We start from the raw sequence: 17,527 nt of genomic DNA on the forward strand, positions 1-17,527 counted from the left end.
ATCATTTAAATATAATGAGAGCTTTACTATCAGCAAGAACTTTATATCCGGATATTTGTGCAAAGTATGCAAATTGTTCAAGAGTTATATCATATCTATCTTCAATTTCTTCCTTAGTAACTTTCATTTTTTTACCGCCGGATAAAAAAGAATTAAGTTCAAATCCGCTAGTTCCGAATTTTCTTTCAACTTCTTTTTGAAATGGATTCTTTTTACCTCTTCTCATTTATTGCTCCAAATGATATATTTTTATATAATATCATATAATAATTTTTTTTTCAAATAAATTTTACGAAAAAAGCTCGTTCATAAAGTATTGTGAATATATTTAATTATAGTTTTGTAATAAAAATTAATCGTTTTAATGTTACAGTATTATGTTTTTTATGTTATTTATTATAGGTGTTATAATATATTTAATTTAATATTACTAATTTATTTATTTTTATCATAAAAAATCCTATTCATAAATTAATATGAATAGGATTGTATTTCAATATTAACAAATTATTTTATTGTTTAGTTAATTCTACAGTAGTTCCATCTGGTTTAGTATAAGTAACTTTAGTCTTATCATCACTGAATACTATTTTATGCTCTTTTATTTCTATAGGATCTGTATCATTTTCAAATAATATTTCTGATATAACTAAATTATTTCCATTTATTATAGAAGAATGATAATTTCCTGTTGTTGCGGTGTTAATGCTAGCATTGTTTTCATTTACCTGTAAAGTAATATTGTCTGCAGAATATGTTCCAATATAAGGACTGAATAAATCTGATTTCATTAATTCATATGAATATTCGCTTCCATATATGAAATTTATTTGATAAACTATCCTATCTTGTTCTAATTTATAAGACATTATAATTTTATCACCATTGTTATTATGTTCTGATTTTAAAACATTACCTTCTAATGTAAAAGTCATTCCAACATTTGTCATTCCCTTATAACCGTATATATTTCCAGATTTATCTATTAAAATAGTATAATTTTTTGTTTTAATATTACCTTTATCATCAAGAGTTGGTATATAGTAATTACCAGCATATATTCCTAAATCTTTAAATTGTTTTATTACTATATAATCTTCATCTGGTATATTAAAATCTTCTTTATCAAAAATATTTTTACCGCTAAATTTTATATGATCATCAAAAAAATTAACTTCAAGTATTGAATATATTTGATTATATGTATTACTTAATTGAGTATTTCCATTTACATTAAGCTCTAAGGAATTATTTAATAGAGATAAATTAGTTACTGGATCTTCATCTTCTCCTATATACATATTTCCATTTTCTACTCTAAAAACAACATGTGTATAACTTCCATTTGTAAATTCATGTTCATGATAATATCTTCCATTATATTGTTTTAGGAAATTAGAAATTTCAGAAGGATTTGTTATTGCTTGTTCTTTATTAGCACTATTATTTGAACAACTTATAGCAAATATAATGATCGAAGCAATTAAGAAAAATTTTTTAATCATTTTTTCTCCTAAATTATATAAATACAATTTATGTAATAATATTCTAGTAAAATAAAAAAGTCAATATTTTTATTATTTATTGCTGCTTATTTAATTCAACAGTTGTTCCATCTGGTTTAGTATAAGTGGCTTTCATTTTATCATCACTAAACACAAATTTATGTTCTTTTGTACCTTCTTTTGAAGAATATTGATATATAGTTAAAGTATTTCCAGTTACTACAGGGGCATAACTATATCTAACTCCAGTTATTTGAGCATCTGTAGTTGTTACTGTCAAAGTTGTAGTACCATCTGCTGATTTATATACACCATTATATGTACTGAATAAATTGTGTTTAATTAAAGTTTCATACTGTAATTGATTATTAATCCAAGTATTGCCGAATATTAATTTATAGTCTTTATTTCCTTCTTTATCATAAAAATGTAATTCTTCTCTTATTGAAGTACCGCCTGTTTTTGTGTATGATATTATTAATACATTATTGCTTAATTCAGTTTTTGAATAATTTATTTTTAGATTTTCATCTATATATGTTTGTCCGATTTGATCTATAAGTATATAATATTTTTTAGTGTCATCATAATCATAATAATAATAGTTTCCTGAATAAGTTATCAATTCTTGTATAGGTTCTCCAATTTTTGTTTCATATCCAGTAGTTGGTTTTTGATAATTTTCTCTGTGGAATATGGCATTAGCAAAAAGATAAATATTTCCGTCGCTTCCAAAATTGAAAGTATACATTTCATCATTCATCTCATATCCTAAATTAGCACTTGATCCACTTTTTTTTCCTTCTATATATATTTGAAGTTTATTTCCTAATAGAGTCTTCATTGTTGATATAACTTCTGTACCATATCCATTATATATTTTATCCGCATCTATTATATATCTTACCCCAAGGCTATCATCTTCATATCTAGAGTAATAAACTCCATTATGATTTTTTATATATTCTGCTATTTGTGCCTGATCTGTTATTATAACTTCTTCAGGCTTTGGATCAGGTTTTGGTTCTGGATCTGGAGTAGGTGTTGGGTCTATAAAACTTCCGTCTCCAATTTCAGTTTCTTTTTTAGGGCTTGGATTTGTTATTGTGGCTGAGCAGTTTAATATTAATAAAGATATAAACATTGTTAATAAAATTTTTTATACATAATTTTCTCCTAACAAAAATTATTGAAAATATAAAATGAGTTTATATAGTATTTAAATATTATTTTTACGAATCTTTTAAGAAAATAAATATTATTGATGTATAGCAATATTATCATAAATATAATTTACCTTACTATAATCTATGTAAAATGATATAATAAGTATATTAAAAGTCAATATTTAATATTCATTTTTTATGAACTATAATAGGTGTATTGGTAAGTTTATCTATTTTTTAGATTTTGTATATTAAATGTTATAATGTAAAAAATATTATAAAATATATTTTTTCTTTACAATATATTGACATTATTTTTTTATTTGTTATAATACTTTCATACATAATCAAATACTCATGAGGGAGTAATTGGCGTATTTTACGCGGCAAAGTCAACATCGCAGCTCTTAAATAGTAGAGTTTGGCAAGCCTTAATTAATGAGACTCAAGTATAAATAAAGCTTTAAGGATTAGTTTAATATCTTTAATGGTTTATTTATGCATGAGTCTTTTTTTATGCATTTTTTCTTTTTATAACAATAATTAATTAAATGAGAGGTAGTTTTTATGGACAGTTTTTTAGGAAGTAAAGATGATATTCTAAAGACCCTGAATGTTGATCCTAAAGTAGGTTTAACAGAAGACGGCAGAAAGAAAAGTTTAGAAAAATACGGAGCCAACAGTTTCACAAAAGAAAAAGGTGCCACTTTGATTCAGAAAATATTAGAATCATTGAAAGAACCTATGATACTTATGCTTATATTTGCCGGTATTATAGCTATAGGTGTAAATACTGTTGCATACTTTAATGGGGGGCATGCAGACTTTTTAGAATGCCTAGGTATATTTTTAGCTATAAGTTTATCTATTACTATTACTATAGTTATGGAAGGCAAAAGTGCAAAAGCATTTGAGGCTTTAAATAGTATTAATGAAGATATTAGAGTAAAAGTTATAAGAGATGGTAATATAGAAATAATTAATCAAAAAGATTTGTTAGTAGGTGATATAGCTTTTATAGAAACAGGAAATAAACTTCCAGCTGACGGAAGACTTCTTGAGAGTGTATCTTTAAATATTGATGAATCTGCTTTAACAGGAGAAAGTGAACCAGTAGAAAAAGATTCAGAAGCATTATTATCTGATACAAAAACTCCTGTAGCTGAAAGAATAAATATGGCTTATTCAGGTTCATTTGTCACTACAGGTAATGGTAAAATGATTGTTACTTCTGTAGGAGATGCGACTGAGTTTGGTAAAATAGCTAGAGAGTTATCAAAAACTAAAAAGACTTCTACACCTTTACAAGAAAAACTTGCTCAATTAGGTAAAAGAATAGCTATGTTCGGTATAACTGCTGCTGTAATAGTATTTATTATACAGGTTGTTAATTTTATAAGAACAGGTAATGCTAGTTTTGATACTATTTCAGAGGCATTTATTACAAGTATAGTGTTGATTGTGGCTTCAGTTCCAGAGGGACTTCCTACAATAGTTGCTGTTTCTTTGTCTATTAATATTATAAAAATGGCTAGACAAAATGCATTAGTAAAGAAGATGGTCGCTTGTGAAACTATAGGAAGTGTTAATGTTATTTGTTCAGATAAAACAGGTACTCTTACAGAAAACAAGATGACATTAAATAAATTATTTGCTAATGGTGAATACATAGAACCTGAAAATATTAAGAATGAAAAGATTATAAAAAACTTCGCTATAAACTCTACTGCTGATGTTGATTATAAAGACGGTATTGCTAAGTTTTTAGGTAATCCTACAGAATGTGCATTACTTGTTGCGGCTAGTAAATCAGGATTTAATTATAAAGAAATAAGAGAAAAATCAAAAATTATATATGAATATCCTTTCTCATCAGATACTAAAAATATGACTACAGTTGCTAAAGTTGAAAATGAAACTATAGTATTTACTAAAGGAAGCCCAGAAAAAATAATGGCTATGTGCAGTATCAGCGATGATGAGAAAAAAGGAATTGAAAAAGCTATAGAACAATTCCAAAATGAAGCTAAAAGAGTAATAGCATTTGCTCATAAAGTTGTTGATGACAGTGTAGAAAATGTTAGAGAAAAACTTGAAAGCGATATGATATATGACGGTTTTGTTGCTATATCAGACCCAGTAAGAAAAGAAGTTTATGATGCTGTTGATCAATGCAGAAGTGCAGGAATAAACATAAAAATGCTTACAGGCGATAATATTGTAACTGCTACTGCGATTGCAAGAGAGTTAAAAATACTTAATGAAAACAGCATTGTTCTTGAAGCAAAAGACATTGATGCTATGGACGATAACACATTAAAGCAGAATTTAAGTAAGATATCGGTTATAGCAAGAAGTACTCCTACAGTAAAAATGCGTGTTGTTAATGCTATAAAAGAAATGGGTAATGTTGTTGCTGTTACAGGTGACGGTATTAATGATGCTCCTGCTATTAAGAATGCCGATGTTGGTGTTGCTATGGGTATAACAGGTACTGAAGTATCAAAAGAAGCTAGCGATATAGTTCTTCTTGATGACTCATTTGCTACTATAGTAAAAGCTGTTCAATGGGGACGCGGTATATATGACAATTTCCAAAGATTTATACAGTTCCAGCTTACTGTTAATTTGGCTTCTGTTGTCGTTGTTCTTATTTCTACATTAACAGGTTTGAAATCTCCATTTTCTGCAATACAGTTGTTATGGATAAACATTATTATGGACGGACCTCCTGCTATTGCTTTAGGACTTGAACCTATTAGAGACAATTTAATGAAAAGAATGCCTACTAAAAGAAATGCAAGCATTGTAACTAAAAAAATGATATTTAAAATAGTATTTTCTGCTACTGTTATGATAGTATTATTTATGCTTCAAAGTAAATTAAATATACTTAAGGTTGCTGATGCAGAAAAATCTACAGTATTATTTGCTATGTTTGTAATGTTCCAGATATTTAATTCATTTAATAGTAGAGAATTAGGATTTGATAGTGTATTTAAGTACTTTTTGAATAATAAATTAATGCTTTTAAGTATGGGAGTTACTTTTATATTGCAGATATTAGCAACTCAATATGCTGGAGGATTCTTCAATACTGTACCTCTAAGTGCAAATACATGGTTAAAAATTGTAGGGGTTTCATTTATTGTTATTTTAGCTGCTGAAATTTTTAAAATATTTGCTAGAATTGTAAAGAGATAAAATTTTTATAATAAAATTGGAATTATTTTTTAAAATAATATATAATAATTCCGAATTTATATATAGTATAAATTTAAAGTATAGAGTAGATATAAGATATGGATAATATTGCTATTATAGTATTTGTATGTGTATTCATTACACTTTTGCTTATAGTAAAAAAATTTTTGTTTGGTAAATCATTAGATAAAATATCTGATATTGATAAGGTGAATAAACTTATTAGCGAAGGAAAACATGATGTAGCCTTAATAAAACTTAAAGAGATTTTAGCTAAGGATAAACCTGGTACAAAAAGGGCAGAAATACATGCCATGATAGGTGATTGTTATGCTAATTTAGAAGAGTATTCATTTGCAATAGTAGAATATAGACATGCTATAGATGATGGTTATAAGAATCCTGAAACTATTTTGGCATTAGCTAGATCTTTAAATAAAATCGATAAAAAAGCTGAAGCATTAGCACAGTATCTTACACTTTTTAAGATAGATGATTATAAACTTGTGGTGGCATTAGAGATAGGTATAATATACTATGAAAATAGACAATATGAAACAGCTATAAAATATTTCGATGAAGCATTAGATGTACAGCCTAATAATTCAGAGGCTTTAAAATATAAAGCTTTTTGTTTTGTTAACATGGGTAATTTCAATGATGCTATATCTGGTATGAATAATATATATAAAAAGTTTCCAGATGATCCTTTGTTAAATTATAATCTAGGAAGAGCCTATAGAGGAAGAGAAGATTATAAAACAGCTATAAGATATTATGCTAATTCTTATAAAGATAAAGAATATTCTGTTAAGTCTTTATATGAGATGGGACTTTGCTATATAAAATTAGAAAATATTGAATCTGCTATAAAAACATTAGAAAAGGCTATAAGTTATGATAGTTATGATAAGGAATTAAATTTAGCTATACTTTATACTCTTTCAGAATGTTATGATATAGTAGGAAATATCAATAAATCTATGGAAATATTAGAAAGTATAATAGTAATAGATCCTAATTATAAGGATGCTAATGAAAAACTTAACAATTATAAAGATTCTAGATATAGTGAAAATATTAAAAAGTTTTTCAGATTGGAAGGAGATGCTTTTATTGATATGGCTTTAAAAGTTGTTTCAAGTATAGGGCTTATTCCGTATTCTTCTAAGATAACTGATAAAAAATATTTAATAGTTTTTGCTAAAGAAACTAATAGCCCTCATTCTCCTAAAAAGATAGTTTATTTCAGAACTTCTTATAGCCCTATATTTAATGATGAGCTTGTACATTTATATGATTATGCAGTGAATGCTAATATTGCTAATACTATGCTTATAACTTGTGCTATGGTTAGCCCTGATGCTATAAGATATGCTGCTATGTCAAGAATCGATATTGTAGGAATAAAGAGATTAGAAAACTTACTTGATAAAGCACAGCTTACAAATTTACCTGTAGGTGTAACTAGAACAGAAGAAAAACTTAATTGGATATTATAAATACAATATATTTTACTTGGTTATAGATATAAACAGCGATAGATGATATTTATTCTATTGCTGTTTTTATTTTAAATGTTATATTTTAATGGTTGATTTTTATTTAAAATTAATTCAAAATGATATAAAAATTGTTTATGGGATAATTAATAGCTAAATGAAAAAGGTACAGGATTTTTATTTTAAAAAGGCAAAAGAAGAAAATTATAAAGCTAGAAGTGTATTCAAATTAGAAGAAGCTCAAAATAAATTTAAATTTATAAAGGCATCAGATACTGTTCTTGATGTAGGATGTTCTCCTGGATCTTTCAGTCAGTATATGCTTAATAAAATATTGAAAAGCGGTTCAGTTGTAGGAGTTGATATACTTCCTAATTCATTTGCTCATCAAAGATTTACTTTTATATTGGGTGATATAAAGGAGATGGATATTACAACATTCAATAATACTTTATTTGATGTTGTAGTAAGCGATGCTATGCCTAACACTACATCAGACAGAGAAACTAATCATTTTCGTTCTATTGCTTTATGTAGAGCTATATTTAATTTAGCTAAAGATGTATTAAAGGAGAACGGAAATTTTTTATAAAAGTTTTTGATGGTAAAGATTTGCAGGATTTTAAAAAAGAATTATCTGAACACTTTGATTCTGTGAATGTGTTTAAACCTAAAAGTTCAAGAGATGAAAGCAGAGAAATATTTTTATTTTGCAAAAACTTTAAAAAGTTACGATAATATAAAGGGGATAATAATGAAAAGAGAATTTGCTTTAGTATTGGAAACATATGATAATAATGTAGCTAAAGTTGAATTGCAAAGAAGTGCAAGCTGTGATGGCTGTACTATATGTAATTCTGGTAAACCTGTTGTTCTTAGAGCATTCAATAAAATTAATGCTAACAAAGGAGACAGTGTTGTTATAGAAGTTGAAGAACTAAAAAAGGGTACTAACTTTTTTGTTTATGTAATACCTTTGATTTGTCTTATAGCAGGATATTTTATTGGAGAGTACATATCTAAATTATCAAATATAGAGAATAATTTGGGACCTATATTTGCTTTTATTGTATTTTTTATTTATGTTATTTTGGGATTAATAAAATTAAAAAAGGATAATAAAATAATAGCGAACATAATTTGTAAGAATCAAGTTATAGAAAATTTTAATGAAAAATAAGGCTTTGTATGAAAAAAATAATACCAACTATAATAACTATCGTTGTAGCATCTATAATAACATATTTGTTAATTTCTAAAGATAGACCTTATGAGGAATTATATACAATAGGTAATGATGCTGTATCATCTGTTAATAAGGTTACAGGATTGAAAGTACATCCTAAAGTAGATGACATAGAAGAAGGTGATATAAAGATATTGAATTTTTATGATGTTGATGATGTACTTAGCTATAGTGTTAAGTATGCAAATTATCTATGGAAAAATGAAGGATATTATATTACAACAAATTATTATTTTGGAAAACAGCCTGACGGAAAGATAGAGCTAGCAAAAAATTCATCTGAAAATGGAAGAGTTATAAGAATAAATGTAGAGTGTAATACTAACAATTCATTTACAGTGATATTAAGTTTGCTAAATGGTAGTTTAATAATGAGAAACACTAATGAAATGAATACTAATAATATTAATACTAATGAATTAAATGCAGTAAATACAAATAATTAAAAATAATGTATATATAAAAAAGCTGATAACTTAATCAATAAAGTTATCAGCTTTTTTTATAATAAATACTATTATATATTATCCATATTGAAATTGAGCCAATATCCTAATTCTTTGAATGATGCTTTTTCATCATCATTGAATTTGATATCAGTATTTTTATATTTGAGTATTATTTTATAGAAAATATTTTCAAATGTATTTCTGTCTATAGGCATATCATTATTTGATAAAAATTTAACATCTTTAAGTACATCGTATATTGTTTCTGTATTTCCTGTTTCATATAATGTATTTAAAGCATTTTTAATATTATCTCCAATTAAGCTTGATATTCCGCTGTTTGATATAAATATACCTGCATTTCTTGCATCTTTTAAATTTTCAGATACTTCATCGTAAGCATCTCTTCCTCTTTCAGTAATTTTTTCTCTAAGTATAGGTGAAGCCATAGCACCCATTATTCTTCTATAGTCATAATCAGGAGTAATGCTATTCAAATTAAAGTATGTGAAAAGTTTTCTGTACTCAGGATATATTTCATGCATTAAATGATCTAACTTTTTTATATCAGTTTCAAATAAACTATCTGCTAATTTATCTCTTATATCAGAATTTAAATCTTTTAAATACATTGTATACACAGTGCATTTATCTAAATCATCATAATTTTCTGATATTTGTATCTGATTTTTAAATTCATGATTTTCGCTTGATGTATTAACTCTGAAATATATATCTGCAGCTATATTGTCTATTAATATACCTTCTATAATATTTTTTTCTATTTTAGTTGATTTTATTTCATGTTTAAAAATATTTATATTTACATCTCTGTATTCGCTTGCTATAAGATTAAATATAAAATAGTTAATAACATAAAGTTTCGCAAATACATCAACTTTCGCTTCTTTTTCATAGAAATATCTAGCACTATGATGTTCTGGTTTATTACTTATAGATTTTTCTAACGTTTTTAAAAATTCTTCTTGAGCCTTATCAACAAAGTCTACATTTTTATCTTTTACCAATAATCTAGCATAATGGAAAGACTGCTCTGCATACTGCATATTTTTTATAGGCTCTAATCTTGATACATCTTCAAAGAACCAACCACAAGATGTATATGAAAATAATGAATACTTATAAGATTCCATTAAAAATACAAATTCTTTAAATGATATATATTTGCTGCATATTTCATATAAATCTCTAGCATCTAAATCATTATATATAGCACGCACATATTCTTCTCTTAAAGAGTTTCTAGTTTCATCAGTAAAGTCTAAGAAAGTAGCAAATAATTTATCCTGCATCTTTCTTAATATATCAAATGCTTCACGTAAAGGACCTCTCCAAGATAAATCGCATCCGTCCCAGCCTCCGCATCCGCAGTTGCTTCTCCATCTTTCTACACCATGAGAGCAGCTCCAAGAAGTTCCTCTTCCACCTGTACCACTATGAAGTATAACTTCTTCTGTAGGCGGATGAATATTCAAATAATGTTCATAATTAGTTGGTGTAATATTATCATAATGAACATTCTCTTTAAAATATCTTGCCAAACACATATCAGCAAAAGGCTCATGGTGTCCGTAGCTTTCTCCGTCAGTAGCTATGTTTACAAGTTTTCTTTCTCCATAAGCATTTCTTATTTTTTCTGCAAGTTTATCAGATGAAGTAAGCAAATGTTCAAAAGCTATTGCCTGAGATACATAAGCATCATAGAAAAATACTGCAACTCTTTTTCCATTATGTCCGTAAAGCCAATAAGGTTTTGAAGTATCTATTTTTGCACCTGAAACATCTGTAGTTGTAATATTTTTAACATAATGAGCTTGATATGGAGAAAGTATAGTGAATTTTACTCCGCAGTCATATAAAGCATCAACTACATCTAAATTTATTGCTGTTTCAGAAAGCCATATTCCGCTTGATTTTCTTCCAAAATATTTTTCAAAATTGTATAAGCCCCATTTTATTTGCACTCTCATATCTTCTTTTTTTGCAAGAGGAAGTATTATATGATTGTAAACTTGAGCTATTGCATTTCCGTATCCGACTCTTTCTATACTTTTTTTATCTGCTTCTATTATTCTTTTCAATAAATCTTCTCTAGTTCTTGCTATATAATCAAGAAGTGTAGGGCCGAAATTAAAACTCATATATTCATAATTATTAGACATATCATTTATTCTTCCGTATCCGTCTAATATTCTTGAATATGCATTAGGACTATAACATTCATTCGTTATTCTTTCATTCCAGTCATGAGCAGGTGCTGCACTCGCTTCCTTTTGTATTTCACCTAAAAATGGATTTTCTCTTGGGGGCTGATAGAAATGACCATGAAGTATCAAGTATCTCATATTATATCCTAATATTATGAAGTAAGATGTTTTATGATTATAAGTATTTTGTGTATTATTGCAAGATTTTTTTACATGAAATCATATTATTTTTTCTATACAAAATATTGTATGTAAATAAATACTTGACTTTTAATTATAGTCTAATATAATATAAAATATATTCTTTTTTGTAACTCATTTTAAGGAGATAGTTAATGAACAGAGTAGTATCCTTGATCTTATTATTTTTATTGACATTAAGCACTTTTACTTATGCTGTAGATAAAAAATATATACCCAATAATGTAGATAGTGTTTTTTCTATTAATGCTGGAACTATGGCAGAAAAAGGAGAAATTAATTTACAAGATATTTTCAATAGATTTTTCATGCAGCAATATGCTGACAGATATTTAGAGTATAGAGATGATGCTTTTGTTGCTGAAGTTATGACTAATAAATTAAATGATTATATAGATTTTTCTAAAACTTCAAGAATAGTTTTTTTCAATGGCTATCAGCAAATGACACTGATGTTTGATGTTAAGGATATTACTGAATTAGATAAGCTTATGATAAAAATGGCAAGTCAGGAAGATAAATTAGTTTCTGTTGCTGAAAATGCTGCTTATAGATATTTGCCATTAGATGAATATAATTTGATTTCATGGAATAAAGAAATATTTTCTGTTACTTTAAAACTTAAAGATAATTATTGGTATAATGAAGAATTAAATAAAGAAGATATTACTAATATAGCTAATTATGTATTTATTAATAATACTCCTTTAGAAGATGAAAAGTTTTTAGCTTTAGAAAATGAAACTAATGATTCTTATGTTTGGGTTAATTTATCTTTATTAGCTGATGAGAATTCTGATTTTGCAAAATTTTTATTCGGTAGAAGCTATGAAGGAATACCTAAAGAAGCATATAAAGATGCTATCATTACTACAAAAATAAATTTCAATAATGGAGATGCTCAAGTACTTCTTGACAGTTATACTCCTAATTATCCTTATGATAGTTTATTATTAAAAAAGGAATTAGCTGATAATATATATTCATTTGTTAATGGTGAAAATAATTATGGATTCTTATCATTAGCATTTAATAGTAAAGAATTGTCTGGATATCTTAAAAATATTATGGGAGATATGAAAAATCTTCCTTTTAAAGAAGAATTAAAAGCCCTTGAAGAGAATGGAATAGATGCTTCTAAATTTATAGAACTTTTTGGTGGAGACATATTTGTATCTGTTTGGGATGATCCGAATGCTGATACTGATGAATCACCTGCTTTACTAATTTCTGCTTCTATAACTGATACTGATACAGTTAAAGTAATATTGCAGGCATTTGCTGAAGATGTTACTGATGATGTTTATACACTCGGTGGTCATTTATGCTATATAAAAGATTCTATATTGTATATTTCTGATAATTCTAATGTTATAGATTCAATAATTAATGATCAAAAACCAGCTACAGTATTATCTGCTGATAAAGTTGAAATAGCTAAAAATAATACTATGGCTTTATATTTAGAGTTTAATTCTAATTTATCATTATATGGTATAGGTGATGAATATACTGAAACTTTTGAATCAGTTTATCTAACTTCAAATATATTAGAAAGCAATCATACTCAAATGCTTTTGAAAGTGAATACTAGAGATAAAGAAAAGAATTCTCTTTCTATAATAAAATCTTTTCTTGGATTATAATACTTTCATAAATGAGATTAGATGAATATGTGCATGGTGAAGGCTATACAGAGAGCAGAGCTAAAGCACAAGATATAATACTAGCCGGTTGTGTTTTTGTTAATGGAGTAAAGGTAACTTCTAAGGCTTATAAGATAAAAGATACTGACAATATAGAAGTTGTTCAAAATATAAAATATGTATCAAGGGCTGGAGAGAAGTTAGAAAAAGCATTTTTAGAGTTTGGTATATCTGTAGAAAATAAAATATGTTTAGATATTGGAGCTTCTACAGGAGGCTTTACAGATTGTCTGCTTAAATATGGTGCTAAAAAAGTTTATGCTCTTGATGTAGGGCATAATCAGCTAGTTTATAAACTTCGTAATGATGATAGGGTAGTATCTATAGAAGATTTTAATGCCAAAGATATAAAAAGAGAAATGTTTAATGGTGAGATTCCTTCTATAGTTGTAAGTGATGTTTCTTTTATATCAATATCAAAAATAGCTCCTATTATATTCAAAGAATTAAATGATTTGGAATTTTGGGTAACTTTGATAAAACCTCAATTTGAAGCTGAAAGGGGTGATGTATCTAAAGGTGGCATAATAAGAGATGATACACTTAGAGAAAAAATATTAAACAATGCTATTTCAAGAATAGTAGAAATAGGGTTTAAAGAAGTAAATAGAACAGTTTCGCCTATAAAAGGGGCTAAAGGCAATATAGAATATTTAGCTCATTTTGTTATTTAATCAGTTTCTATCTTATGAGTATTTCTCTGCTTATATATTTCATATTCTTTATAGAAACTTTCTACATCATTAACCATTAAATATCCTTCATCTGATATATCTAATGATTTGATTTTTAATATTTCATTGTCTATGCTTTCTTTATATTCAACTCCTATCATAGAACAAATATCGTTTATATTATATTGAAATTTTATTTTGTTTATGCTTTTAAATAATAGTTCTGTTTTTATTAATGCTTCTATTATTATTACAAATTTACTTACTATTTTATTTGCATTAAAAGATCTTATTCTTGAAATTGTGCTGTATACTCTCATACTCATCATTTTTACAAAATATAGTCTAAGAGTTCTGTCAGACTGCACCAAATTCATAGCATCTTCTTTTTTTATTAATTGTACAATAGAATCTTCCAAAACTATAGCAGTAGTTGAAAGATATTTATTATTTTTTGAAATAGGAGCATATCCATTAAGTACATCATCGGTAGCTAATACTCTTCTTGTAACTTGTTTAGAATCAAATATATTATATACACCAACTTTGCCATATTTTATTATATATAGATTATCTTTACTTTGAAGTTCTGTATATAAACAATAGCCTTTTTTATATTTATATATGTTTGCTTCTATATTTTCAGGCTCTTCTATTGGTTTGAGATTTTTGTATAAATTATTAAGCTCTTCTTTTCTTTCCTCATCATTAGGATTAAGCTCTATATACTTTTTATATAATTTATAAGCAGCATCATTAAATCCATTATTAAGATATATTTTGCACATTTCCATAATATCAATATTTTTAGACTTGCCATGTCTGCTATAATATGGATTGTTTTCTTTATGCAAAAAGTAATAGTATCTGTTGAGCCATCTTTCTATATTAATCATAAGATAATCATATATTTTATTTATAAGACTTATAGTATCTATTTTTTCTATTTCATTGATATTCATTTCTATTACTTCTGTATCTTCTAATGCTTTTACTGTAGAAAAGTAAGGTTCATTTAAAACGGCATTGAATAACCCTATAATTTCACCTTCTTTATATTCTACAGCGTAATTATCAGCGAAATAACTATATACTACTACTCTTCCTTTTTTAATAATATAAAATGTGTATTTTGGTTCCTGACCTTCTATAAATATTGTTGCAGATTTATTAAATTTGATAGTGTTGTAATTTAACATAAATAATCCCTATATTGTTTGTAAATATTTTAATACATTTATAAGGGATGTCAATAAGTATTTTTTTGATATTCATGATATTCTTTAAAAAAATCATTGATATTTGTTATTCTTATATATTTATCATTTATTATTTCTAATGATTTTATTTTTTTTAAATTATTAAGAATATCATTTATATCTAATTTTATAGAGTTTTCTATATCATAAATAGTATAATTTAATACAGTTGTGTTTATTTCCTCAAATAAAGTTTCTGTTTTTAGCAATGCAGAGATTATTATAAATAATTTTGAAAGAGTATTTGTTTCTTCTAATGCTTTTATTTTAGATAATATATTTATTACTTTTATTGACATCATTTTTATATGATAACTTCTAAGATGCTTATCTTTTATTATCATTTCTATAAATTCTTCTTTAGTTACTACTTTTATATAAGAAGTTTCTAAAGCAACAGCTGAAGTTAATAAAGGCTTATATTCTAATTTTGGTTCATATCCGTCAAGAACATAATTTTTTTTATATATATCTTTTAGAAGCAGCTTTCCATTTATGACATTGTATATTCCTATTCTTCCAGATAATATTATATATAAATGATTACTTGGTTTGAATTCTGTATATAAACAGCTTCCTTTTTTATACAACAATATATTTGAAGTAAATGTGCTTGGATTATTGGCTGGAGGAAGTTTTAATAATTCTTTTTTAGCATATTCTATATCATTTTTATCTTCTAATGTTTCTATGTAGTTTTCATATAATTTATGAGCTATATCAGGAAAATCATTTTTTAGATATATTTCTGCCATTGTGAAAATATTTTCTTTATAATATAAATCAACTTTATTTTTTACCAAAATAATATAATAGCGAGAGAGCCAAGTTTCTAATGTAGTATTAAGATAATTATATATTGTTTTTATCAAATCGTTATTTGTAATATTGCTTATATCAGATAGTGTCAATTCCAAAACTTCAACATCTTCTGTAGCTTCCATAGTAACAGAATAGGGTTCTGATGCTGCCAGATTAACTAGTCCTATAATATGTCCAACATTATATTCTTTATTGTAGTTATTAGAATTTATTGCATAGCATTTAGCTTTGCCTTTTGTTATTATATAAAATGAATCTTTTGGAAAATTGCCTTCCTCATATATAAAAGATGATTTTGGGAATTTAATAGTGTTGTAATTATTCATGTTATTATAAAACTAATTTTTTATTATATTGTAATAATTATCTTATATAATTTTCGTATTCTTCTAAAAAAGATTCAGTATTATTAACTATAATATTTTTGAAAGTGTCTAATTCTATATGTTTTATATTTTCAAATTCCGCATATATTGCTTTGATATCATTATTCAGATCTATCATATCTATGATATCTTTTATTTTATATGGTAATTTTATTATTTTTTCTTTTTTAAATAAAGTTTCTATTTTTATGATAGAATATAATATGATAATTAATTTATTTTTTAGTTCTTTCTCTTTCACTGCTTTTATTTTTAATGTTACATTATTTACTTTTACAGCAGTTACTAATATTAAACCAATTCTCAGTTCTTCATTTTTATTTGCTGCACTTATAAGTTCTTCTTTTTTTAATATTTCTATTACTGAATCTTCAATAGCTATTGCAGTTGTCTGTAAAGGTTTATATTCTAGAGATGGCGGGTATCCATTTATTATATAGCCTTCCGGATATATTAGTCTTACAGTTTGTTTTTTATTAATAATATTATATATACCAACCCTTCCTGATTTTATTATATATACATGATTGCTGGAAACTATTTCTGTGTATAAACAATATCCTTTTTTCACCTTATATGTATTTTTTTCTATAAGTTCTGGTTCTTTTTTGGGTTTAAGATATTTTAGGAATTGTTCTACTTTTTCTGTGTTGCATTCATTTTTACATAATTCTATATATTGAATACATATTTTATAACTAGCGTCTATGAAATTATTATTTTTGTATATACTAGCCATGATTAATATATCTTCTTTATTATATAAATCTACCTTATTTTTTATAACTAAACTATAATATTTACTGAGCCAAGTTTCAAGTATATAAGATAGATAATTAGATACTCTGCTGACTAATTCTTTGTTTGTAATCTGAACTATATTATTTATATTGATTTTTAATACTTCTATATCATCTAAAGCCTCAGTAGTTACATAGTAAGGCTCTTTTATTATAGCAGATATTAAACCTATTATACTGCCTTCTTTAAGAGATATTTTATAATTTTCATAAAAACTATTATAAGATACAGCTCTGCCTTTAGTAATTATATAGAAGTAATCTTTTGGAGATTCTCCATTATTAAATAATATTGAAGATTTATCAAATCTTTCTGTGATATTATATGACATAAACTAATCTAACACTATTAATGCCTGCATTATACTATATAAGATAA

General features: G+C 25.8%; 13 protein-coding genes and 1 pseudogene. 7 read left to right on the forward strand and 7 right to left on the reverse strand.

Going from position 1 to position 17,527, the window contains the following annotated elements:
• Position 1: 1 nt before the first annotated feature.
• From BINT_RS05960 to BINT_RS05970, 3 genes are all read right to left on the reverse strand, one after another.
• Positions 2–226, reverse strand: a complete 225-nt coding sequence (locus BINT_RS05960) for a hypothetical protein (protein WP_014487650.1) — start codon at positions 224–226, stop codon at positions 2–4.
• 286 nt (positions 227–512) lie between these two features.
• Positions 513–1,505, reverse strand: coding sequence for a hypothetical protein (locus BINT_RS05965; protein WP_041177295.1), 993 nt, complete (start codon positions 1,503–1,505; stop codon positions 513–515).
• A 76-nt stretch (positions 1,506–1,581) separates the two neighbouring features.
• The gene (locus tag BINT_RS05970; protein ID WP_014487652.1) at positions 1,582–2,649 is read right to left on the reverse strand and encodes a hypothetical protein; all 1,068 of its coding nucleotides are present in this window, start codon (positions 2,647–2,649) and stop codon (positions 1,582–1,584) included.
• Positions 2,650–3,238: 589 nt separating this feature from the next.
• Between BINT_RS05970 and BINT_RS05975 the strand changes: the two genes are divergently transcribed.
• The 5 genes and pseudogenes from BINT_RS05975 (at position 3,239) to BINT_RS05995 (ending at position 9,069) form a co-directional block, all read left to right on the forward strand.
• Positions 3,239–5,875 carry a calcium-translocating P-type ATPase, PMCA-type gene (locus BINT_RS05975; RefSeq protein WP_014487653.1) on the forward strand — a complete coding sequence of 879 codons (2,637 nt, stop codon included), beginning with the start codon at positions 3,239–3,241 and terminating at the stop codon, positions 5,873–5,875.
• Between the two features lie 98 nt (positions 5,876–5,973).
• Positions 5,974–7,377, forward strand: coding sequence for a tetratricopeptide repeat protein (locus BINT_RS05980; RefSeq protein ID WP_014487654.1), 1,404 nt, complete (start codon positions 5,974–5,976; stop codon positions 7,375–7,377).
• A gap of 157 nt (positions 7,378–7,534) precedes the next feature.
• Positions 7,535–8,115: pseudogene (locus tag BINT_RS05985) on the forward strand (SAM-dependent methyltransferase).
• A 16-nt stretch (positions 8,116–8,131) separates the two neighbouring features.
• Positions 8,132–8,557, forward strand: coding sequence for a SoxR reducing system RseC family protein (locus BINT_RS05990; protein WP_041177592.1), 426 nt, complete (start codon positions 8,132–8,134; stop codon positions 8,555–8,557).
• Positions 8,558–8,565: 8 nt separating this feature from the next.
• Positions 8,566–9,069, forward strand: coding sequence for a hypothetical protein (locus tag BINT_RS05995; protein ID WP_014487657.1), 504 nt, complete (start codon positions 8,566–8,568; stop codon positions 9,067–9,069).
• A gap of 71 nt (positions 9,070–9,140) precedes the next feature.
• Here the strand turns inward: BINT_RS05995 and BINT_RS06000 are convergent, their stop codons facing one another.
• A complete protein-coding gene (locus tag BINT_RS06000; protein WP_014487658.1) occupies positions 9,141–11,438 on the reverse strand; it encodes a DUF3536 domain-containing protein in 2,298 nt (765 codons plus the stop codon).
• Between the two features lie 197 nt (positions 11,439–11,635).
• Here BINT_RS06000 and BINT_RS06005 point away from each other — a divergent pair, with 197 nt between their 5' ends.
• Positions 11,636–13,147 carry a hypothetical protein gene (locus BINT_RS06005; RefSeq protein WP_041177296.1) on the forward strand — a complete coding sequence of 504 codons (1,512 nt, stop codon included), beginning with the start codon at positions 11,636–11,638 and terminating at the stop codon, positions 13,145–13,147.
• 11 nt (positions 13,148–13,158) lie between these two features.
• Positions 13,159–13,881 carry a TlyA family RNA methyltransferase gene (locus BINT_RS06010; RefSeq protein WP_014487660.1) on the forward strand — a complete coding sequence of 241 codons (723 nt, stop codon included), beginning with the start codon at positions 13,159–13,161 and terminating at the stop codon, positions 13,879–13,881.
• Here the strand turns inward: BINT_RS06010 and BINT_RS06015 are convergent.
• Genes BINT_RS06015 through BINT_RS06025 form a run of 3 tightly spaced genes read right to left on the reverse strand, consistent with a single transcriptional unit; the run spans position 13,878 to position 17,480 of the window.
• A complete protein-coding gene (locus tag BINT_RS06015; RefSeq protein ID WP_014487661.1) occupies positions 13,878–15,080 on the reverse strand; it encodes a cyclic nucleotide-binding domain-containing protein in 1,203 nt (400 codons plus the stop codon). The two genes, BINT_RS06010 and BINT_RS06015, sit on opposite strands and share 4 nt — an antisense overlap.
• A 50-nt stretch (positions 15,081–15,130) precedes the next feature.
• Complete coding sequence (locus BINT_RS06020) at positions 15,131–16,288, reverse strand: cyclic nucleotide-binding domain-containing protein (RefSeq protein WP_014487662.1); 1,158 nt, start codon at positions 16,286–16,288, stop codon at positions 15,131–15,133.
• A 37-nt stretch (positions 16,289–16,325) separates the two neighbouring features.
• A complete protein-coding gene (locus tag BINT_RS06025) occupies positions 16,326–17,480 on the reverse strand; it encodes a cyclic nucleotide-binding domain-containing protein (protein ID WP_014487663.1) in 1,155 nt (384 codons plus the stop codon).
• Positions 17,481–17,527 lie beyond the last annotated feature (47 nt).

Source organism: Brachyspira intermedia PWS/A (assembly GCF_000223215.1).
Lineage (GTDB): Bacteria > Spirochaetota > Brachyspiria > Brachyspirales > Brachyspiraceae > Brachyspira > Brachyspira intermedia.